Below are 16,976 nucleotides of genomic sequence, written 5' to 3' on the forward strand. Positions count from 1 at the left end.
AGTATATGAATTTTACTTATACATTAAATTTTGAAATCATATTATTGAGAGCATTAAAACCTTCTTCAGTGGAATTAATGCTTTCTTTTATTTCATTTGCTTTGCTCACTACTGAGGATACCTTTTCAGCAATATTGCTTGTACCAAGTGCACCTTCATTTGTGGCTTCAGCTATACCATTCATAGTTAGTACTATATTTTCAACAGAAGATACTAGTTCTTTAGAAGTTGAACTAAAGTTATTTACTAAATCATTAACAAGGTCAGCATCAAGTTTATATTGATCTGTAGCATCTAACATTGTTTGGTAGTCACAAGTAACATCATTTTCTACAAATTTAAGCAGCTCATTTGAATTATTGGTTAAATTTTCTACACAGTCAATAACTACTTTTGTTATTTTTTGAATTTCACTAACCGATGTCCTTGAAGTTTCTGCAAGGTTTCTTATTTCATCAGCAACAACAGCAAATCCTTTTCCTGCTTCACCAGCCCTTGCAGCTTCTATAGAAGCATTAAGTGCTAGTAGATTTGTTTGTGCAGTTATTTCTAATATAGAATCTGATAATTCATTAATTTGATTTACAGATTTAGATTGTGCCAAAGAGTTCTTTAATTTTTCTTTTACCGTATTAAGCATTTCAGAGGTATTATTGTGTGATATTGAAAAATCATTCTTTAATTTAGAAGCTCTTTCATTTATACTTTCAACTGATTTTGAACCTAAGGCAGCTTTGCTAGAAATAGCTTCAATATGTTTCTCTATCTCAGAACTAGCAGCTGTTGTCTCTTGGGTAGATGCTGCAGTTTCTTCCATACCAGCAGATAATTCTTCTGTGGTAGAGGATATATCTTCTATTTCATCTTTAAGAGAAAATATATTTTCATTTACTGTCTTAATAGCATCTTTTAAAACTATAGTTTCTTCAACAACTTTTTTTATAATACTTCTGAATTCATTTCTTATATTTGATTCTGCATTGATAATTTCTGCAAATTCATCTTTTTCTGATAAGTATTGCTCATAGCTTTTATCATATTTTAGATCAAATTTTGCTGTTTTTTTCATCAATGCTATGGATACATTGGTTCTTTTCTTTATGTTGATAATCAAATATGATCCTAGCAAAATTGAAAGGAAAATTGTACACAATGAAACAATAAGAATTATATTTATAATGGAGTTTACTAAAGAACGACTTTCACTAATTACACTGGAATTATAGTCATCCATTATTCCTTCAATTTGATTGATTCTTTCTCTAGCTAGATCAAAATTTTTAAGATACTCTGCCTTGCTAATTAATATATTTTTATCAGGATCAAAAAGCTTTGACCAATTGGAAAAATCTTTATCGAAGGAATCAAATAACTGAATTAATGTTAAATTTGAATCCTTATTTTTCAGATTTTCAAATTTAGCTTTGTCGCTATATATTATATCCCTTGCTTTATGTACTCTATCAATAGTTTGTTTTTGGTTTTCTAAATAAGAAGCCTTTGCATCTTTTAAAGTTTTTGGATCTGAGGTACTTTCCATTTCCATTTGATCAGTTAATGCTTGATAAAAGTCCCTATCAGCATTAAGCAGCCAATATTCGCTCATATGTGTTTCTTCATATATATTTTTAATTAATCCATTGTGAATTTGGTTTATGTATTTTATAGAAATACATGAGATTAATATTAGTGAGGCAATAGGGATTATTAGACTAAATATCATCTTTACACTCAACTTAATATTGCTTAACTTCCATTTTTTCATAAGTAACATTCCTCCGCTTTTCTATTCTATAATAACAATTTTACAATGAATTGGAATTTAAAGCTATAGAATCTAGAGATTAAATTGTTAATTATTTAGTTATATTTGCTTTTTATGAAAAATTTGTTTAATATAATAAATATGTTGTGACTTTTACATAGAAAAATAAAAATGATCAACTAATGAAAAATGTTGAAACTAGATGGAAACTTTACACATTCCAAAGTTGAATTATATAGTTTAAGAAAGGTGGAATTGTAACAAATAATGAAAAGAGAAAGTATTTACAAAAGATATGTACCTAAATATGAACAAGTTAGAGAAAATGATGATAATACATATTGGTTTATATTTAATTCTGATAAACTTTTAGTAAAGATAATAGATAATCAAGTTATCATACCTACTGCAATAAGTATAGAAGAATTGAATGTTCCTTTCAAAAGTGTGCATTACATGGGGATTTTAAATGAACATAATTGTTATGCTGTAAATACAAGCTCTATTGAATTACAGGATAACAGCATGAATTTTAAACCACTAAGATCCTTATATGACTATTTAGATGAAGATATATTCTTATTATCAGGAAAAGCACTTCAGATTATTAAATGGGACGAAACTCACAAATACTGTGGAAGATGTGGAAGCCTTACAGATACAATTGAAGGTGAATATGGTAAAATTTGTCCTAAATGTGGTTTTATAAGTTATCCTCGTATTTCGCCAGCAGTAATAACAGCAGTAATAAAAGATGGACAAATACTTATGGCACATAACAAGTCTTTTCCAGGAAACAGACACAGTATTATTGCCGGCTTTGTAGAACCTGGTGAAACTCTTGAAGAATGTGTTAGAAGAGAAATATCTGAAGAAGTAGGGATAAAAGTCAAAAATATAAAATACTTTTCAAGTCAGCCTTGGCCTTTCCCAAATTCTTTAATGATAGGCTTCGTGGCTGAATATGAAAGTGGAGAAATATGCGTTGATGGTGAGGAAATAACCAAAGCAGACTGGTTTAAGGAGCTTGATACCATTGAATTACCATCTAAAATGAGCATAGCAAGAGAAATTATAGATTGGTATAGAGAAAAGTATTGTTCAAAGTAAAATTAATGCACCACATTATTCAATTTGAATTTTGTGGTGTTTTCTGTTGTGTAAAAAATTATCTATATAGAAAATATTTTCAATATTGTATATATTCAAAATAGATGTAAAATAAAACTGATAAAGGGTATTAATTCAAATAGGTAACATCTTAAGTTGTAAGGATTATATAACAAATATTGAGTACAAAGTTATATATTCATAATATGTTTAATTACCATAAAAAATGGGGAGGGACAACATGTTGCTTAGGGAATACAACCAGTCAACCTTTATAATTTTAAAAGCAGCGTATCTTTATTACATAAAAGGTTTGTCTCAAAACGAAATATCAGATAAATTACAAGTGTCCATTACTACAGTATCACGTTTCATTAAGAAAGCAAAAGATGAAAAAATCATTGAATTTGTTATCAAAGATCCATATATTGAATGCATACATTTGGAAGAAAAGCTTAAAGAAACTTTTGGCTTAAAAGATGTAATAATAGCTCCAGACCCTGCAGTTAGTCATGTAGAAAATGAAAAATTTAATGCAGAAAATAGAAAAAAATTAGTAGCTTTAGAAGGTGCAAGATATTTACAAAGGATTATAAAGAAGGATGATGTTTTAGGGGTTTCATGGGGAAGTACAATGTACTACTTGATAAACTACTTAAATCCATGTCAAAAAGTAGATGCAACATTTGTAACACTTCATGGAAGTATATCTTGCTGTGAAAATGAGTTAGATGTAAGGACTCTTGTATCCAGGATGGCAAAAGCATTTAGTGGGAAAAAATACTATATATTAGCTGAAGGTCTTATGAGCAATAGGGCCATTGCAGAATATATGAAAAAAGAGAAAAGTATTGCAAAAGTATTTAATATGTTTGATAAAGTTAATATTTCAATTAATGGGATTGGTTCATTCTATCCAAATTTGGATTCAAAGCTATCAAAAAAAGAATATATAAATGAGTCTGAACTGGAAAAATTGAAAAATAAGAATGTAGTTGGCGATATAGCGCTTAGATTTTTTGATGCAAATGGGAAGGAATGTAAAACTGACTTAAAAGAAAGAACAATAGCTATAGATTTGGAAAGCTTTAAGAAAATAGAAACAAAAATAACTATAGCGGCAGATGATAACAAAGCTTATACTATCTTATCAGCATTAAAGGGTAATTTAATTGATGTACTTATAATAGACTACTCACTTGGAAATTCAATTATGAAATTAGTAGGTAAAGCAAGTTAGTAACATATTTAAAATGTGTTTATTAACAGTTTGTGCTTAAAATACAAAATCATGTTTTATATTATTTAAAATGAGTAAAGGGGAGTGTCTAGTAAAATGGGCGAATATATTTTGACTATTGACGAAGGGACAACCAGTGCAAGAGCAATTGTATTAAACCATGAAGGTGAATGCATTAGTATAGCAGATAAAGAATTTAATCAGTACTATCCTAAATCAGGATGGCTAGAACATGATGCTAATGAAATATGGACTACAACAATAGAGGTTATAAAAAAAGCTTTACAGAGTGGAAATATTTCTGATTCAGAAATTAAAGCTATTGGTATAACTAATCAGAGAGAAACAACTGTTGTTTGGGATAAGAATACGGGAAAACCTCTTTATAATGCTATTGTTTGGGCAGATAGAAGAACTGCAGAATATTGTGCTGATTTAAAGAGCAAAGGCTTTGAATCAATGGTTAAAGAAAAAACAGGTCTATTGTTAGATCCATATTTTTCTGGAACAAAGGTAAGATGGATATTAGACAATGTGGAAGGTGCTCAAGCTAAAGCAGAAAATGGTGAACTCTATTTTTCTAATATTGACGGCTGGATAATATGGAATCTTACTAATGGCAAAACCCATGTAACCGATTACAGCAATGCTTCTAGAACGTTATTATTTAATATAAATGAGTTAAAATGGGATGATGAATTGTTAAAAATGCTAAATATACCTGCATCTATGCTGCCAGAAGTTAAGCCTAGCAGCGGATATTTTGCTACGGCTACAAATATTTTTAGTAAGGTAATACCAATTACAGGAGTTGCAGGAGATCAACAAGCAGCTACTTTTGGACAATGCTGTTTTAAAAAAGGAATGTCTAAAATTACTTTTGGTACTGCAGGTGTATTGACATTAAACATAGGTAATAAACCGAAGATATCAAAAAATGGATTATTAACTACTATTGGATGGGGATTAGATGGAAAAGTAGATTATTTATTTGAAGGTACTGTTTATAATGCAGGATCTTCTATTCAATGGTTACGTGATGAAATGGGATTTATCGAAGAATCTTCTGATTCTGAACATTTTGCTGAAAAGGTTCATACTTCCGAAGAATTATATGTAGTTCCAGCCTTTACGGGATTTGCTGCTCCATATTGGGATCCATATGCAAGAGGTGTTATTGTTGGAATTACCAGAGGAACTAACAAAAATAATATTGTTCGTGCCACATCTGAATCATTAGGCTATCAAACAAGAGACTTGATTGATGCCTTAAATGAAGATATGGGTGAAAAGGTACAAGTTTTAAAAGTAGATGGAGGAGCTTGCAGAAATAATCTTATTACGCAATTCACTTCAGATATTATAGGTATTCCTGTTGAAAGACCTGAGAATGTTGAAACAACAGCTGCTGGTGCCGCATATCTAGCTGGACTAGCAGTTGGATATTGGGAAAGTGAAGAAGATATTGCTTGTCATAGAAAAATTGAGAAAGTATTTAAACCTATAATTGATGAAAATGAACGTTCTAAACTTTATAAAGGATGGAAACGAGCAGTTAATGCAGCATTAGTATGGAGTAAAGACAGGTAAATCAAGATGCAATAGTTATTGACAAATATGCCTTTGAAGTGAAAAGGGGAGTGAATAATGAAAACTGATGTACTAATAATTGGTGGTGGTGTCATTGGGACAGCAATTGCACATCAATTGGCAAAGTATAATTTAGATATAGTACTGGTTGAAAAAGAAAGTGATATTTGCATGGGGGCAAGTAAGGCAAATTCATCAATGATACATGATGGTTACAATGTAGATGTTAATAAGTTAAAAGGAAAATTGGTTTTAAAAGCTAATCCTTATTTTGAAAAATTATGTAGTGATTTGTATGTACAATATACAAAAAAGCTTGGTTCAATTGTTGTTGGATTTGAAGATGAAGATATGAAGGTAATGAAAGAACAATTAGAAAATGGAAATAAAAATGGAATAAAGAGTTTAAAGATTATTGGGAGAGATGAACTTCTAGAATTAGAACCATATATTAATCCAAAAGTAAAATTTGGATTGTTAAATCCCAATACAGGAATAATTAACCCTTTTGAATTGACAATAGCTTTAGCTGAGAATGCTGTAATAAATGGAGTGAAAGTTTTATTAAATACTGAAGTTCAGGATATTATTATTAAAGATAAAAAAGTAGAGGTAGTTAAAACAAGTCAGGGTGTAATTGAAGCTAAGGTGGTAATAAATGCTGCTGGTTTGTATGCAGATAAAATTGCAAGCATGGTTGAAGACATTGATTTTGAAATTAAGCCTAGGAAAGGTCAATATTTTTTATATGATAAGAAATGGAATTATCTTGTTAAACATGCCATATACTCTGCACCTAGCAAAATTTCCAAAGGAATGATAATCTTGCCTACAACAGAGGGGAATATTCTGGGAGGTTCTAATGCTCAAACAATTGATGATAAAGAAAATCTTGCTACCACATATGAGGGTTTTGAAGAGATATATAATAATACAATACATCATATTTTTCCAAATTTGCCTCGAATGGGGGATGTAATTACCACATTTTCAGGTTTAAGGGCAGCAGCGACCTCTGAAGATTTTATCATCGGATATGCTAAAACGATAAAAGGCTTTATAAATGTAGCTGGAATACAATCACCAGGATTATCCTCTTCACCTGCTATAGCAAGTATGGTTGAGGATTTAGTAAGAGGATTAGATTATGATTTGGACTTCACAGAAAAAAAGAATTATAGAAAAGATCGTCATAAGCCAATTATACTAAGAGATCTTCCTTATGAGGAAAGAAGTGAGCTAATAAAAAAGAATCCTGATTATGGAACAATTATTTGTAGATGTGAAACAGTTAGTAAGGGTGAAATAATAGATGCAATTCATCGTCCAATTCCTGCTGCCAGCATAGATGCAATAAAACGCAGAACAAGGGCTGGTATGGGACGCTGTCAAGGAGGGTTTTGTGGTCCAAGAGTATTAAATATTTTGAGCCAAGAATTAGATATATCACCTCTTGAGGTAACAAAAAAGGGAAAAGGATCCTATGTGTTAATTTCAAAGAGTAAAGAATTATCCTTGCCTAAGGGGGAAAAAAGTTATGAAAAGATTAGATTATGATCTTGTAATAATTGGAGGAGGTCCAGCTGGTCTATCGGCAGCATTAGAGTCCAAAAAAAATGGAGTAGAAAAAATATTAATTTGTGAGAGAGGTTCTCATTTAGGTGGCATTTTGAAACAATGTATTCATAATGGTTTTGGACTCCAATACTTTAAAGAAGAGCTCACTGGTCCTGAATATGCTCAGCGGTTTATAGATAATATACAGAAAACAGATATTGATATAAAACTTAATACAATGGTTATTGACATATTTGAAGATAAAAAAATAGCTGCAGTAAACAGCATTGATGGATTATTTGAGGTTGAGACTAAAGCTCTTATCTTAGCTATGGGATGTAGGGAAAGGACTCGTGAAGCTTTAACTATACCTGGAGAACGACCATCAGGGATTATGGCTGCTGGAACAGCTCAAAGATATGTAAATGTGGAAGGCTTTATGCCTGGTAGGGAAGTTGTTATATTAGGTTCTGGTGATATCGGACTTATAATGGCCAGAAGACTAACTTTAGAAGGTGCTAATGTTAAAGGCGTTCTTGAAATAATGCCTTATTCAACTGGATTAGTTCGTAACAAAGTACAGTGTTTAGATGATTTTAATATACCATTACTCTTAAATCATACTGTTACTGAAATTCATGGCAAGGAAAGATTAGAAGGAGTAACAATTGCTAAAGTTGACAATCATTTAAAACCAATTAGAGAAACAGAAAAATATATAAATTGTGACACCTTGTTACTTTCAGTTGGCTTAGTACCTGAAAATGAATTGTCTAAGAAAATAGATATTAACTTTGACCCTGTAACAAAGGGAGCAATGGTAAATGAAAAACGCAGAACCAATGTCTCTTGGGTGTTTGCCTGTGGAAATGTACTCCATGTTCATGATTTAGTTGATAATGTCACTGCTGAAGGTGAAATTGCAGGTAGAGCAGCTGCAGAATATATAAATAGTCAGCTAAAAGTTAGACAAAAAAAGATAGAAGTTAAGCATGGTAATAATATTGCTTATGTCGTTCCACAATTTATAGAATTTGATGATTTAAAGCAGAAAAATATTAAGCTATATATGCGTGTAAGACAACCTGATGACAATATAGGTGTGGTGTTAAAAGACAATAATCATAGTATAATTGCAAACTTCAAGAAAGAAATAGTAACTCCTGGTTCAATGATAACACTTTCTGTACCTGTAAAGCTTTTCTCAGATGATTTAGATATAATTGAAGTTTCTATTTCCAAATAGGGGGGTGAGAAAAGTGAGTAAAGAGACAAAAATAGTTTGCATTGGTTGTCCAAAAGGATGCAGCATAAGTATAAGTCATGATAAAAGTAGCATTAAAGCTATTGAGGGATATAGCTGCAAAAATGGTCTTGAATATGCAAAAAATGAATTTACAGCACCTAAAAGGATACTGACTAGTACTGTTAAAGTTAAGTTTGGTGAATTACTTGTTGTTTCTGTTAAAACAAAAGATCCTATTCCTAAAAATAAAATATTTGAATGTATGCATGAAATAAATGAACTGGAAGTAGAAGCTCCTCTAAAGATAGGAACTATTATAAAAGATAATATAGCGCAAACAGGGGTAGCTCTTATTACTACAGAACCAATAAGTAGAATATAAAAATTAAGTACAAAATGGAGGTAATATTTATGAACAGATTTTATAGTCCTATGTTAAATCCAAATTATGAAGGCGTAAATATTGATGATCTAGTTGTAGCAACTTATTTGATTGGTACTTCTAAAGATGAGGATCCTATTATTAAAGCATCAAGTATAGGTATTGAACAGACAACGGGTTCATGGATAGATGTTCCTGCAGAAACAGATGAAGTTAGAGCTAAATATGCTTCAAAAATAATTGGCATATATGAGGTTCCTGATTATGAAAATCAGTTTAATGTAAATCAAAATGTACCTGATGATGGAACTAGATTTTATGTCGTAAGAATAGGTTTTCCAGTTGCAAACATTGATGATAACATTCCATTACTCTTTGCAACAATTCTTGGCAATGTAACTGCTATGCCAAATTTAAGAATACTGGATATTGATTTCCCTAAAAGCTTTGCATGTAAGTTCCAGGGGCCAAAGTTTGGTATTCAAGGAATAAGAGATATTTTAGGAGTTAAGGAAAGACCTCTTCTTAATAATATGATTAAACCTTGTACAGGTTATACACCTGATGTTGGAGCTAAATTATTTTATGAAGCAGCAGTTGGTGGAGTGGATATTATAAAAGATGACGAATTGATAGGAGGAAGTAGAGTATTTAATAATCTTGAAGAACGTGTAGAAAAGAACATGGCTGCAGCAGCAAAAGCTGATAAGATAAAAGGTGAAAAAACTCTTTATGCTGTAAATATAACTGATGAAATATCCAGGCTTAAAGATAATGCCATGAAAGCAATAAATGCAGGAGCTAATTGTTTAATGGTTGATACTTTTGGAATTGGATTATCTGCTCTTAGATACTTAGCAGAAGATCCTAAGATAAATGTACCTATATTATCCCATTGTTGTTTTGGTGCTTCTTGGACTGTTTCACCATATCAAGGAGTAAGTTCTACAGTACTTACTAAATTAACGAGAATGTGTGGAGCGGATACATTGCTTATAGAGTTGCCTTATGGAAAATTTGATATAGTTCCATTTAAATATAGAAAGAGTATTACTACTTGTACTGGTAAGCTGTATGATATAAAACCAACTCTTCCATTTGTGGGAGGTGGAGTTATACCAGGAATAATACCAAAAATTTTAGATGATGCAGGTTATGATATTTTGCTTGGAGTAGGAGCTGGCATACATGGTCATAAAATGGGACCTCAAGCAGGAGCAAAGGCATTCAGGTATATAATTGATGCATGTATGAATAATATTCCTTTAAAAGAAGCAGCTAAAGATCATGAAGAATTACGTGTTTCACTTGAAACATGGGGTATGTATGGCAAAGAAAACCTCAAGGACAATTATGCAATATAGATAGGACAAATTATCATGTTTTAAGATTTTACTAATATATATATAATAAACCACTTGCAAATACTTTGAATGGTTATTTACAAGTGGTTATATTTTTCACAGCCTGTTGAAGGCAGCTTGCTATTTGTGTCTTTTTTAAATTTTATTCATTTCTTTCATTGCTTCTTCTTCCATAGCATCCAATCTGGTATAATAATCTGGTATTTCAAGTAAATGAGCAAGAGCAATTCTTCCTGATATTACAGGGCTATCGCTGGATACATTAGTTGCACATCCAAATCTTGAGCCATGCTCTAATTCAACATTTATTCCCATATAAAACTGTGTAAAATCTATTTTTTTCCAATCTATCCCTAATATTTTACCTACTTTTCTAGCACGCTTTTTACTAAAGTGTAATTCATCACTCATAATATGCTTCTCCTTTTATTATCTTCATATTTTGATATTTGATTTTTATACTGTTAATACATTTTATTCGAGCTTAATTAAAATGCTACAGAAATTTGACTAAAATAAAACAATTAGCTTTTTAAAGCGTTTTGCGAATTTATCATTTTTGTAATGGTTTAATTTTAAAATTATCAAAAAAACATATTGACATTTATCAATAAAGGTAATATAATCATAAAATACAAATATAAAAGTTAATAGTTTGAAAGGCAATGGCGTCTTAAATAATGAGAATTTTAAGTTCTCTTATTTGTAGACGCCTTTTAGTTTTACTTACTATTTAGCTTAATTTTTACAAAACTTAAATTAATTCTAAAAAATTTAAAGGGGGCTTGGCAATGAACAATATAAGCGCAGCAGATACAGGTTTTATGATTTTTGCAACTACGTTAGTTATGTTAATGACACCAGGACTGGCCTTATTTTATGGGGGTATGGTTAGAAGAAAAAATGTTTTAAGTACAACAATGCAAAGCTATGCAGCCATTGCAATAATATCGATACAATGGATACTAATTGGATACAGTTTGAGCTTTGGAGGTGACATTGGAGGACTTTTAGGAAATTTCCAATGGGCAGGATTAAAGGGCGTAGGATTTAGTCCTAATGCAGATTATTCTGCTACTATACCACATCAATTGTTTATGATGTTCCAGCTTATGTTTGCAATAATAACACCTGCTTTAATATCAGGGGCAATTGCTGAAAGAATGAAATTTTCTGCATTTGTAATATTCCTTTTAGCATGGTCAACCTTGGTTTATGATCCACTTGCACACTGGGTATGGGGAGTCGGTGGCTGGATAAGAAACTTAGGTGCTTTAGATTTTGCAGGAGGAGATGTTGTTCATATTAGTTCAGGTGTATCAGCATTAGTTGCAGCTATAATGCTTGGAAGGAGAAGAAAGTTAGAAAGTATTACACCTCATCATATACCGATGACCATTTTAGGAGCTGCACTTCTTTGGTTTGGTTGGTTTGGATTTAATGTAGGTAGTGCATTATCAGTTAATGATATAGCATTAAATGCTTTTGTAACTACTAATACCTCTGCAGCAGCATCAGCTGTATGTTGGAGTTTTTGTGAATATTTGTACAGAAAGAAAATAACATCACTGGGACTTGTAAGTGGAGCTGTAGCAGGACTTGTAGCTATAACTCCAGGAGCAGGCTTTGTAACTCCATTAGCTTCAATATTAATAGGAGCAGTAGGAGGATGTGTATGTTTCTGTGCTGTAACATTTATTAAACAGAAATTTAAATATGATGATTCATTAGATGCTTTTGGCTGCCATGGAGTTGGAGGAATCTGGGGTGGAATAGCTACTGGAATATTTGCTACAACAGGAATAAACCCAGCTGGAGCAAATGGATTGTTGCATGGAAATCCAAAGTTATTATTAATTCAGTTAATAGCAATTGCAGCCACTATTGCATATGCTGCAGTTATGACATTTGTAATATTGAAGGTAATAGATAAGTTCTTAAATATAAGAGTAAGTGAAGAAGATGAAAAGAGTGGTTTGGATGTTTCAATACATGGAGAGGAAGCTTATGGTTCTGTAAGTTCACAATTTTAGTCCTATAATTTTTATACATTAATTTTTAGCTTAAGTATATGATATAATAATAAAAAAGAGGAGGAATATGAATTGGATAAAAAGTTAACTAAAATTGATATTATTACTTCTCCAAGCAAGTTCGAAGATTTAAAAGAAGAATTAAGCAAAATAGGCATTGCAGGTATGACAGTTTCTAATGTATTAGGCTGTGGAATGCAAAAGGGTCATAAAGAATTTTATAGGGGAAGAACTGTAGATATTAATTTACTACAAAAAATAAAAATAGAAATTGTAGTTTGTGAAGTTCCAGTGGAGACTGTAGTTGAAACTGCAAAAAAAGTACTTCATACAGGTAATTTTGGGGATGGAAAAATATTTATTTATGATGTAGCAAATGTTATACGTATAAGCAATGGAGCGGAAGGAAGAGATGCTCTACAGTATAATGAAGATTAGGAATGAGAAGGAAGGAGAAAAACCTTGAATAAGCAATCTGAAAGAGAAGAACTTTTAAGAAAAGTTGAAGAACTTGATGTAAAATTTATACATTTGCAGTTTACAGATATAATGGGCGCCATGAAAAATGTATCTATTACATCAGATCAACTGGAAAAAGCATTAAATAATAAGGTGATGTTTGATGGATCTTCAATAGATGGTTTTGTAAGAATTGAAGAGTCAGATATGTATCTTAGTCCTGATTTATCAACTTTTACTATTTTTCCATGGACTAATATCCATAAGGAGGCGCGATTAATATGTGATATATACAATATTGATGGTACTCCTTTTGAAGGATGTCCTAGAAATGTATTAAAGAAATTGATAAGAGAAGCTAAAGATATGGGATATAAAATGCAGGTTGGGCCGGAATGTGAGTTTTTCTTATTCCATACGGATGAAAAAGGAAATCCATCACTTGAAACTCATGATGATGCAGGGTATTTTGATCTTGCGCCTATAGACTTAGGAGGAAATGCAAGAAATGAGATTACTATGGCACTTCAAGAAATGGGCTTTAAAATTGAAACATCTCATCATGAGGTGGCACCAGGACAGCATGAAATAGATTTTAAGTATGATGATGCACTAGTAACAGCAGATAATATAATGACTTTTAAAATGGTGGTTAGAATTATAGCTCAAAGACATGGACTTCATGCTACATTTATGCCAAAGCCTAAGTATGGTATTAGTGGTTCAGGTATGCATCTTAATATGTCTCTATCTACACTGGATTCTAAAAATGCTTTTTACGATGAGAAGAATAAGTTGGAACTTTCAAATAGTGCTTATTATTTTTTAGGTGGATTAATGAAACATGCTAAAGCTTTTACGGCTTTAACTAATCCTACAGTAAATTCCTATAAAAGATTAGTTCCGGGGTATGAAGCACCAGTAATAATTGCTTGGTCTGCAAGTAATAGAAGTCCACTAATTAGGATACCAGCAGAAAGAGGAGAAGGTACAAGAATTGAACTTAGAAGCCCTGATCCTTGTGCTAATCCATATTTAGCTTTAGCTGCTACTTTGAAATCAGGATTAGATGGAATAAAAAATAAAATAGAGCCACCAGAGCAAGTCACTAGCAATGCTTATGAAATGGAAAATGAAGAAATTAAAGAAAGAGGCATAGAATTATTACCTGCTAATTTACATGAAGCTATAAAGGCTTTGTCTCAAGATGAAGTAATAAAATCCTCACTTGGACAGTATGCTTATAAGAGATTTGCTGAAGCAGCATTATATGAATGGAATGAATATTCTAAATATGTATCCCAATGGGAGCTTGATAGATATTTAAGAAAATTTTAAATTGGCTATCATAATAGATTAGTTCTTTTCGGAGTGATATTATGAATAATTATAAGATAGTAGTTGCTGATAGTGATAGTACGTGTAGAAAGCTTATTAGTGAACTTCTAAAAAAGAGAGGATACAATGTTTATCAAGCAGGCGATGGTGGTGAAGCTTTAAGGCTTAGTAGAAGAATATATCCGCATTTAGTAATTATGGATATTAACTTACTAGGGATTAATGGATATAAAACAGCTAAAATAATAGAAGAAGATAGAATATCCAGTGTTATATTTTCTACAAGTAATATTGATTCTGCATTTTATGAAAAATTGAAAACAATGAATATTTTTGCATATATAGTTAGACCTATAAATTCAGAACAATTATATCAAACTGTAGAATTTAGTATAAATAACATTGATAAGGTTAATAGTCTTCAAGAAAAAATTCAGCATTTAGAAACTGAATTAGTAAATAGAAAAAAGATAGATAGAGCTAAGGGAATAGTCATGGAGAAATTGAAAATTTCAGAAAATGAAGCTTATAAATATTTAAGAAAAAAAAGTATGGATTATTGTATATCTATGGATGTACTGGCGGAGAAGGTTATAAAAAAGTATGGATAAATAATGAAAGTGGGATAATCATAAAGAGTAAAATAATTTAACTTTCGCATATGCAAAATTTTAAGTTTATATAAAAATAATACAATATGAAAGTAATTGACAATTCGCAGTGAAAAATTGATAGTAAATGCAGATTTTGTGCTGACATAAAAGAATCTTAATTTGGATATAAGATAAACTGACTTAAGTTTATAGATCTTTATATTATTTTAGATTTCTTACAGTTTAGCTGGGAAAAATCAAATTTAACTATCAACTGTCAATTTGTTAACTGCCAACTAAATTGTACTGTGTTATTTTAAAATTGCGAAAGTTGAGTAAAGTAATTTAAAAAATCAGGGGAATCATAAAAGAGGGATAGTTTTAAACAAATTAGTATAATTTAAAAATATATATGGGTAATAATAAATGGATTATATAAAAAATAAATAATTTATAGAGTTAAAAGGGCTGGCATATTAGCATAAAAAATAGGCTAATGTGTTAGCCTTTTTTATGTAACAAATTAAATCAATTTCTAAGCAAGTTAAGGAAAAAGGGATACTAAATTTTTTTATTAATTGTAATATTTTATTTGATTTATAATCAATATGTATTCCTGAAATAAGATACCTTTATTGACAAAAATTATATTTATATTTATAATTAGACCGACAGTCTAATTATGATAGGAGGTATATATGACAAGGACAAATAAAAATTTTAATAATAAAAGAAACGAACTGCTTGAAAAATTATGGAATATATTTATTATAAATGGTTATGAAAATACGACTCTTTCATTTATTATTAAAACACTGAATACATCTAAAGGTTCTTTTTATCATTATTTTTCTTCGAAAGAAGAATGTGCAGATGCAACCATAGAAATGCACACTAATCTTTGGCTTAATGAGATAAAGGAAAAACTTCCAGAAGGATTGAAAGCTAAGGATAAACTGAAACAGTTAATCTTAATTGGAATTGAAACAAGTAGTAGTAATGATGAGCAATATAAAAAAATTAATTCTCCATCTAATACAATATTTCATGAAAAGCTAATGGTGAGTATTACTAAAAAATTTGCACCTCTTTATGCAGAAATAATTATTCAGGGAATCAGTGAAGGAGTTTTTAATGTAAAGTATCCTCTTGAGACAGCAGAAATGATTTTAACTCTTTCAAATTTTTATTTAGATAAAGATTTGTTTAAATGGGATGAAAAGTCATCAGTTTTAAAAGTTATGGCTTTTGAAAATATTCTTGAAAAAATCTTAGGTGCTGATAAAAATACCTTTAATTTTATAAGTAGAATAATTAAAATGGAGGATTAGTAATGAAAATATTAATTATTGGAACAGGTGTAATTGGAACGTTATATGCACAAGCTCTTTCAAATAAAAATGAGGTTATTCATTTTGTACGTAAAAATAAGCTTAATGATATAAATAATAAAACAATACCTTTTGATATTATTGACGAACGTGAAGATAAAAAAAATATGTACACAAAAGGAGAATACACTTATAGATGTGTAGATAAAATAGATTGCCATTACGATTTGATAATTGTTCCAGTAAATACCTATCAATTGTATGAAACTCTTAAAGCCCTTACAAAAGAAGCACCTAATGAAAACTATTTGATTTTTACATTGAACTGGGAAGGAACTAGAAAAATTGATAATATTTTAAACAAAGAGAATTATATTATGGGATATTCAGGGGGTGGAGGTACTTTTAAAGGAGAACTGCTCTTTGGAAATATAGGAAATGATGTTATGCTAGGCTCTGTATATGAAAATCAGAAACAACTTCTTAACAGCACCACTATAATGTTTAAAGAGTGTGGCATTATACCTGAAATTCCGAAAAATGTATTGCACTGGTTGTGGATACACAATGTTGGATCAGCTCCTTTAGGAGTTGGACTTTCACAATATAACAGTCTTAACGAATGTATTAGGGATAAAAAACTTGTTAGCATTTGCTTTAAGGCAATGGCTGAAAGTTACAAAATATGTGAAAAACGTGGGGTTAATCTTAAAGATTTTTCAGAAACTAAAATGACTAAAATACCATTTTTTATTCTTTACAGAATGTTTAAGCATAATTTTGAAAATAACCCTATTATGCAGCGATATACAGCTCATGCAGTACTGGCGATTGATGAAATGAAGAGCAATTTTAAACAAATATTTAATACAGGAAAAGAATTAGGAGTGAATATGCCTAATATGGAAAAATTAAATAAATTGATTTAATTTTTTTAGTTTTAGTTTGAATTTTAACTTTTATGTAGT

At 30.6% G+C, this 16,976-nt stretch carries 15 protein-coding genes; 13 read left to right on the top strand and 2 right to left on the bottom strand.

The annotated features are described in order from the left end of the window. Positions 1–16: 16 nt before the first annotated feature. On the bottom strand, positions 17–1,765 hold the full coding sequence (locus tag EG57_RS0209045; RefSeq protein ID WP_032076911.1) for a methyl-accepting chemotaxis protein: 1,749 nt from the start codon (positions 1,763–1,765) through the stop codon (positions 17–19). A gap of 267 nt (positions 1,766–2,032) precedes the next feature. Between EG57_RS0209045 and nudC the strand changes: the two genes are divergently transcribed. From nudC to EG57_RS0209080, 7 genes are all read left to right on the top strand, one after another. Continuing rightward, positions 2,033–2,875, top strand: coding sequence for an NAD(+) diphosphatase (gene nudC / locus EG57_RS0209050; protein WP_032076912.1), 843 nt, complete (start codon positions 2,033–2,035; stop codon positions 2,873–2,875). 241 nt (positions 2,876–3,116) lie between these two features. Then, the gene (locus EG57_RS0209055) at positions 3,117–4,115 is read left to right on the top strand and encodes a sugar-binding transcriptional regulator (RefSeq protein WP_032076913.1); all 999 of its coding nucleotides are present in this window, start codon (positions 3,117–3,119) and stop codon (positions 4,113–4,115) included. A gap of 96 nt (positions 4,116–4,211) precedes the next feature. After that, complete coding sequence (gene glpK / locus EG57_RS0209060) at positions 4,212–5,705, top strand: glycerol kinase GlpK (RefSeq protein ID WP_032076914.1); 1,494 nt, start codon at positions 4,212–4,214, stop codon at positions 5,703–5,705. A gap of 57 nt (positions 5,706–5,762) precedes the next feature. Next, complete coding sequence (locus tag EG57_RS0209065; RefSeq protein ID WP_032076915.1) at positions 5,763–7,262, top strand: NAD(P)/FAD-dependent oxidoreductase; 1,500 nt, start codon at positions 5,763–5,765, stop codon at positions 7,260–7,262. Next, on the top strand, positions 7,243–8,508 hold the full coding sequence (locus EG57_RS0209070) for an NAD(P)/FAD-dependent oxidoreductase (RefSeq protein ID WP_032076916.1): 1,266 nt from the start codon (positions 7,243–7,245) through the stop codon (positions 8,506–8,508). The genes EG57_RS0209065 and EG57_RS0209070 overlap by 20 nt, the downstream gene beginning before the upstream one ends. Positions 8,509–8,521: 13 nt before the next feature. Beyond that, on the top strand, positions 8,522–8,890 hold the full coding sequence (locus tag EG57_RS0209075) for a DUF1667 domain-containing protein (RefSeq protein ID WP_032076917.1): 369 nt from the start codon (positions 8,522–8,524) through the stop codon (positions 8,888–8,890). Positions 8,891–8,919: 29 nt separating this feature from the next. Beyond that, positions 8,920–10,254, top strand: coding sequence for a RuBisCO large subunit C-terminal-like domain-containing protein (locus EG57_RS0209080; protein WP_242859829.1), 1,335 nt, complete (start codon positions 8,920–8,922; stop codon positions 10,252–10,254). Between the two features lie 135 nt (positions 10,255–10,389). Here the strand turns inward: EG57_RS0209080 and EG57_RS0209085 are convergent, their stop codons facing one another. Further along, positions 10,390–10,665, bottom strand: coding sequence for a DUF5661 family protein (locus tag EG57_RS0209085; protein ID WP_032076919.1), 276 nt, complete (start codon positions 10,663–10,665; stop codon positions 10,390–10,392). 380 nt (positions 10,666–11,045) lie between these two features. On the opposite strand from EG57_RS0209085, the gene EG57_RS0209090 reads away from it, so the two are divergent. The 6 genes from EG57_RS0209090 (at position 11,046) to EG57_RS0209115 (ending at position 16,937) form a co-directional block, all read left to right on the top strand. Beyond that, entirely contained in the window at positions 11,046–12,287 is a 1,242-nt protein-coding gene (locus EG57_RS0209090) for an ammonium transporter (RefSeq protein ID WP_029162753.1), read from the top strand. A gap of 72 nt (positions 12,288–12,359) precedes the next feature. Beyond that, on the top strand, positions 12,360–12,725 hold the full coding sequence (locus EG57_RS0209095; RefSeq protein WP_007062231.1) for a P-II family nitrogen regulator: 366 nt from the start codon (positions 12,360–12,362) through the stop codon (positions 12,723–12,725). 24 nt (positions 12,726–12,749) lie between these two features. Beyond that, a complete protein-coding gene (gene glnA, locus EG57_RS0209100; protein ID WP_032076920.1) occupies positions 12,750–14,084 on the top strand; it encodes a type I glutamate--ammonia ligase in 1,335 nt (444 codons plus the stop codon). A gap of 41 nt (positions 14,085–14,125) precedes the next feature. Further along, the gene (locus EG57_RS0209105) at positions 14,126–14,695 is read left to right on the top strand and encodes an ANTAR domain-containing response regulator (RefSeq protein ID WP_032076921.1); all 570 of its coding nucleotides are present in this window, start codon (positions 14,126–14,128) and stop codon (positions 14,693–14,695) included. Positions 14,696–15,375: 680 nt separating this feature from the next. Beyond that, on the top strand, positions 15,376–16,008 hold the full coding sequence (locus EG57_RS0209110) for a TetR/AcrR family transcriptional regulator (protein WP_032076922.1): 633 nt from the start codon (positions 15,376–15,378) through the stop codon (positions 16,006–16,008). Between the two features lie 2 nt (positions 16,009–16,010). Continuing rightward, positions 16,011–16,937, top strand: a complete 927-nt coding sequence (locus tag EG57_RS0209115; protein WP_032076923.1) for a ketopantoate reductase family protein — start codon at positions 16,011–16,013, stop codon at positions 16,935–16,937. The last annotated feature ends 39 nt before the right edge of the window (positions 16,938–16,976 follow it).

Source organism: Clostridium drakei, from assembly GCF_000633595.2.
In the GTDB taxonomy this organism is placed as follows: domain Bacteria; phylum Bacillota; class Clostridia; order Clostridiales; family Clostridiaceae; genus Clostridium_AM; species Clostridium_AM drakei.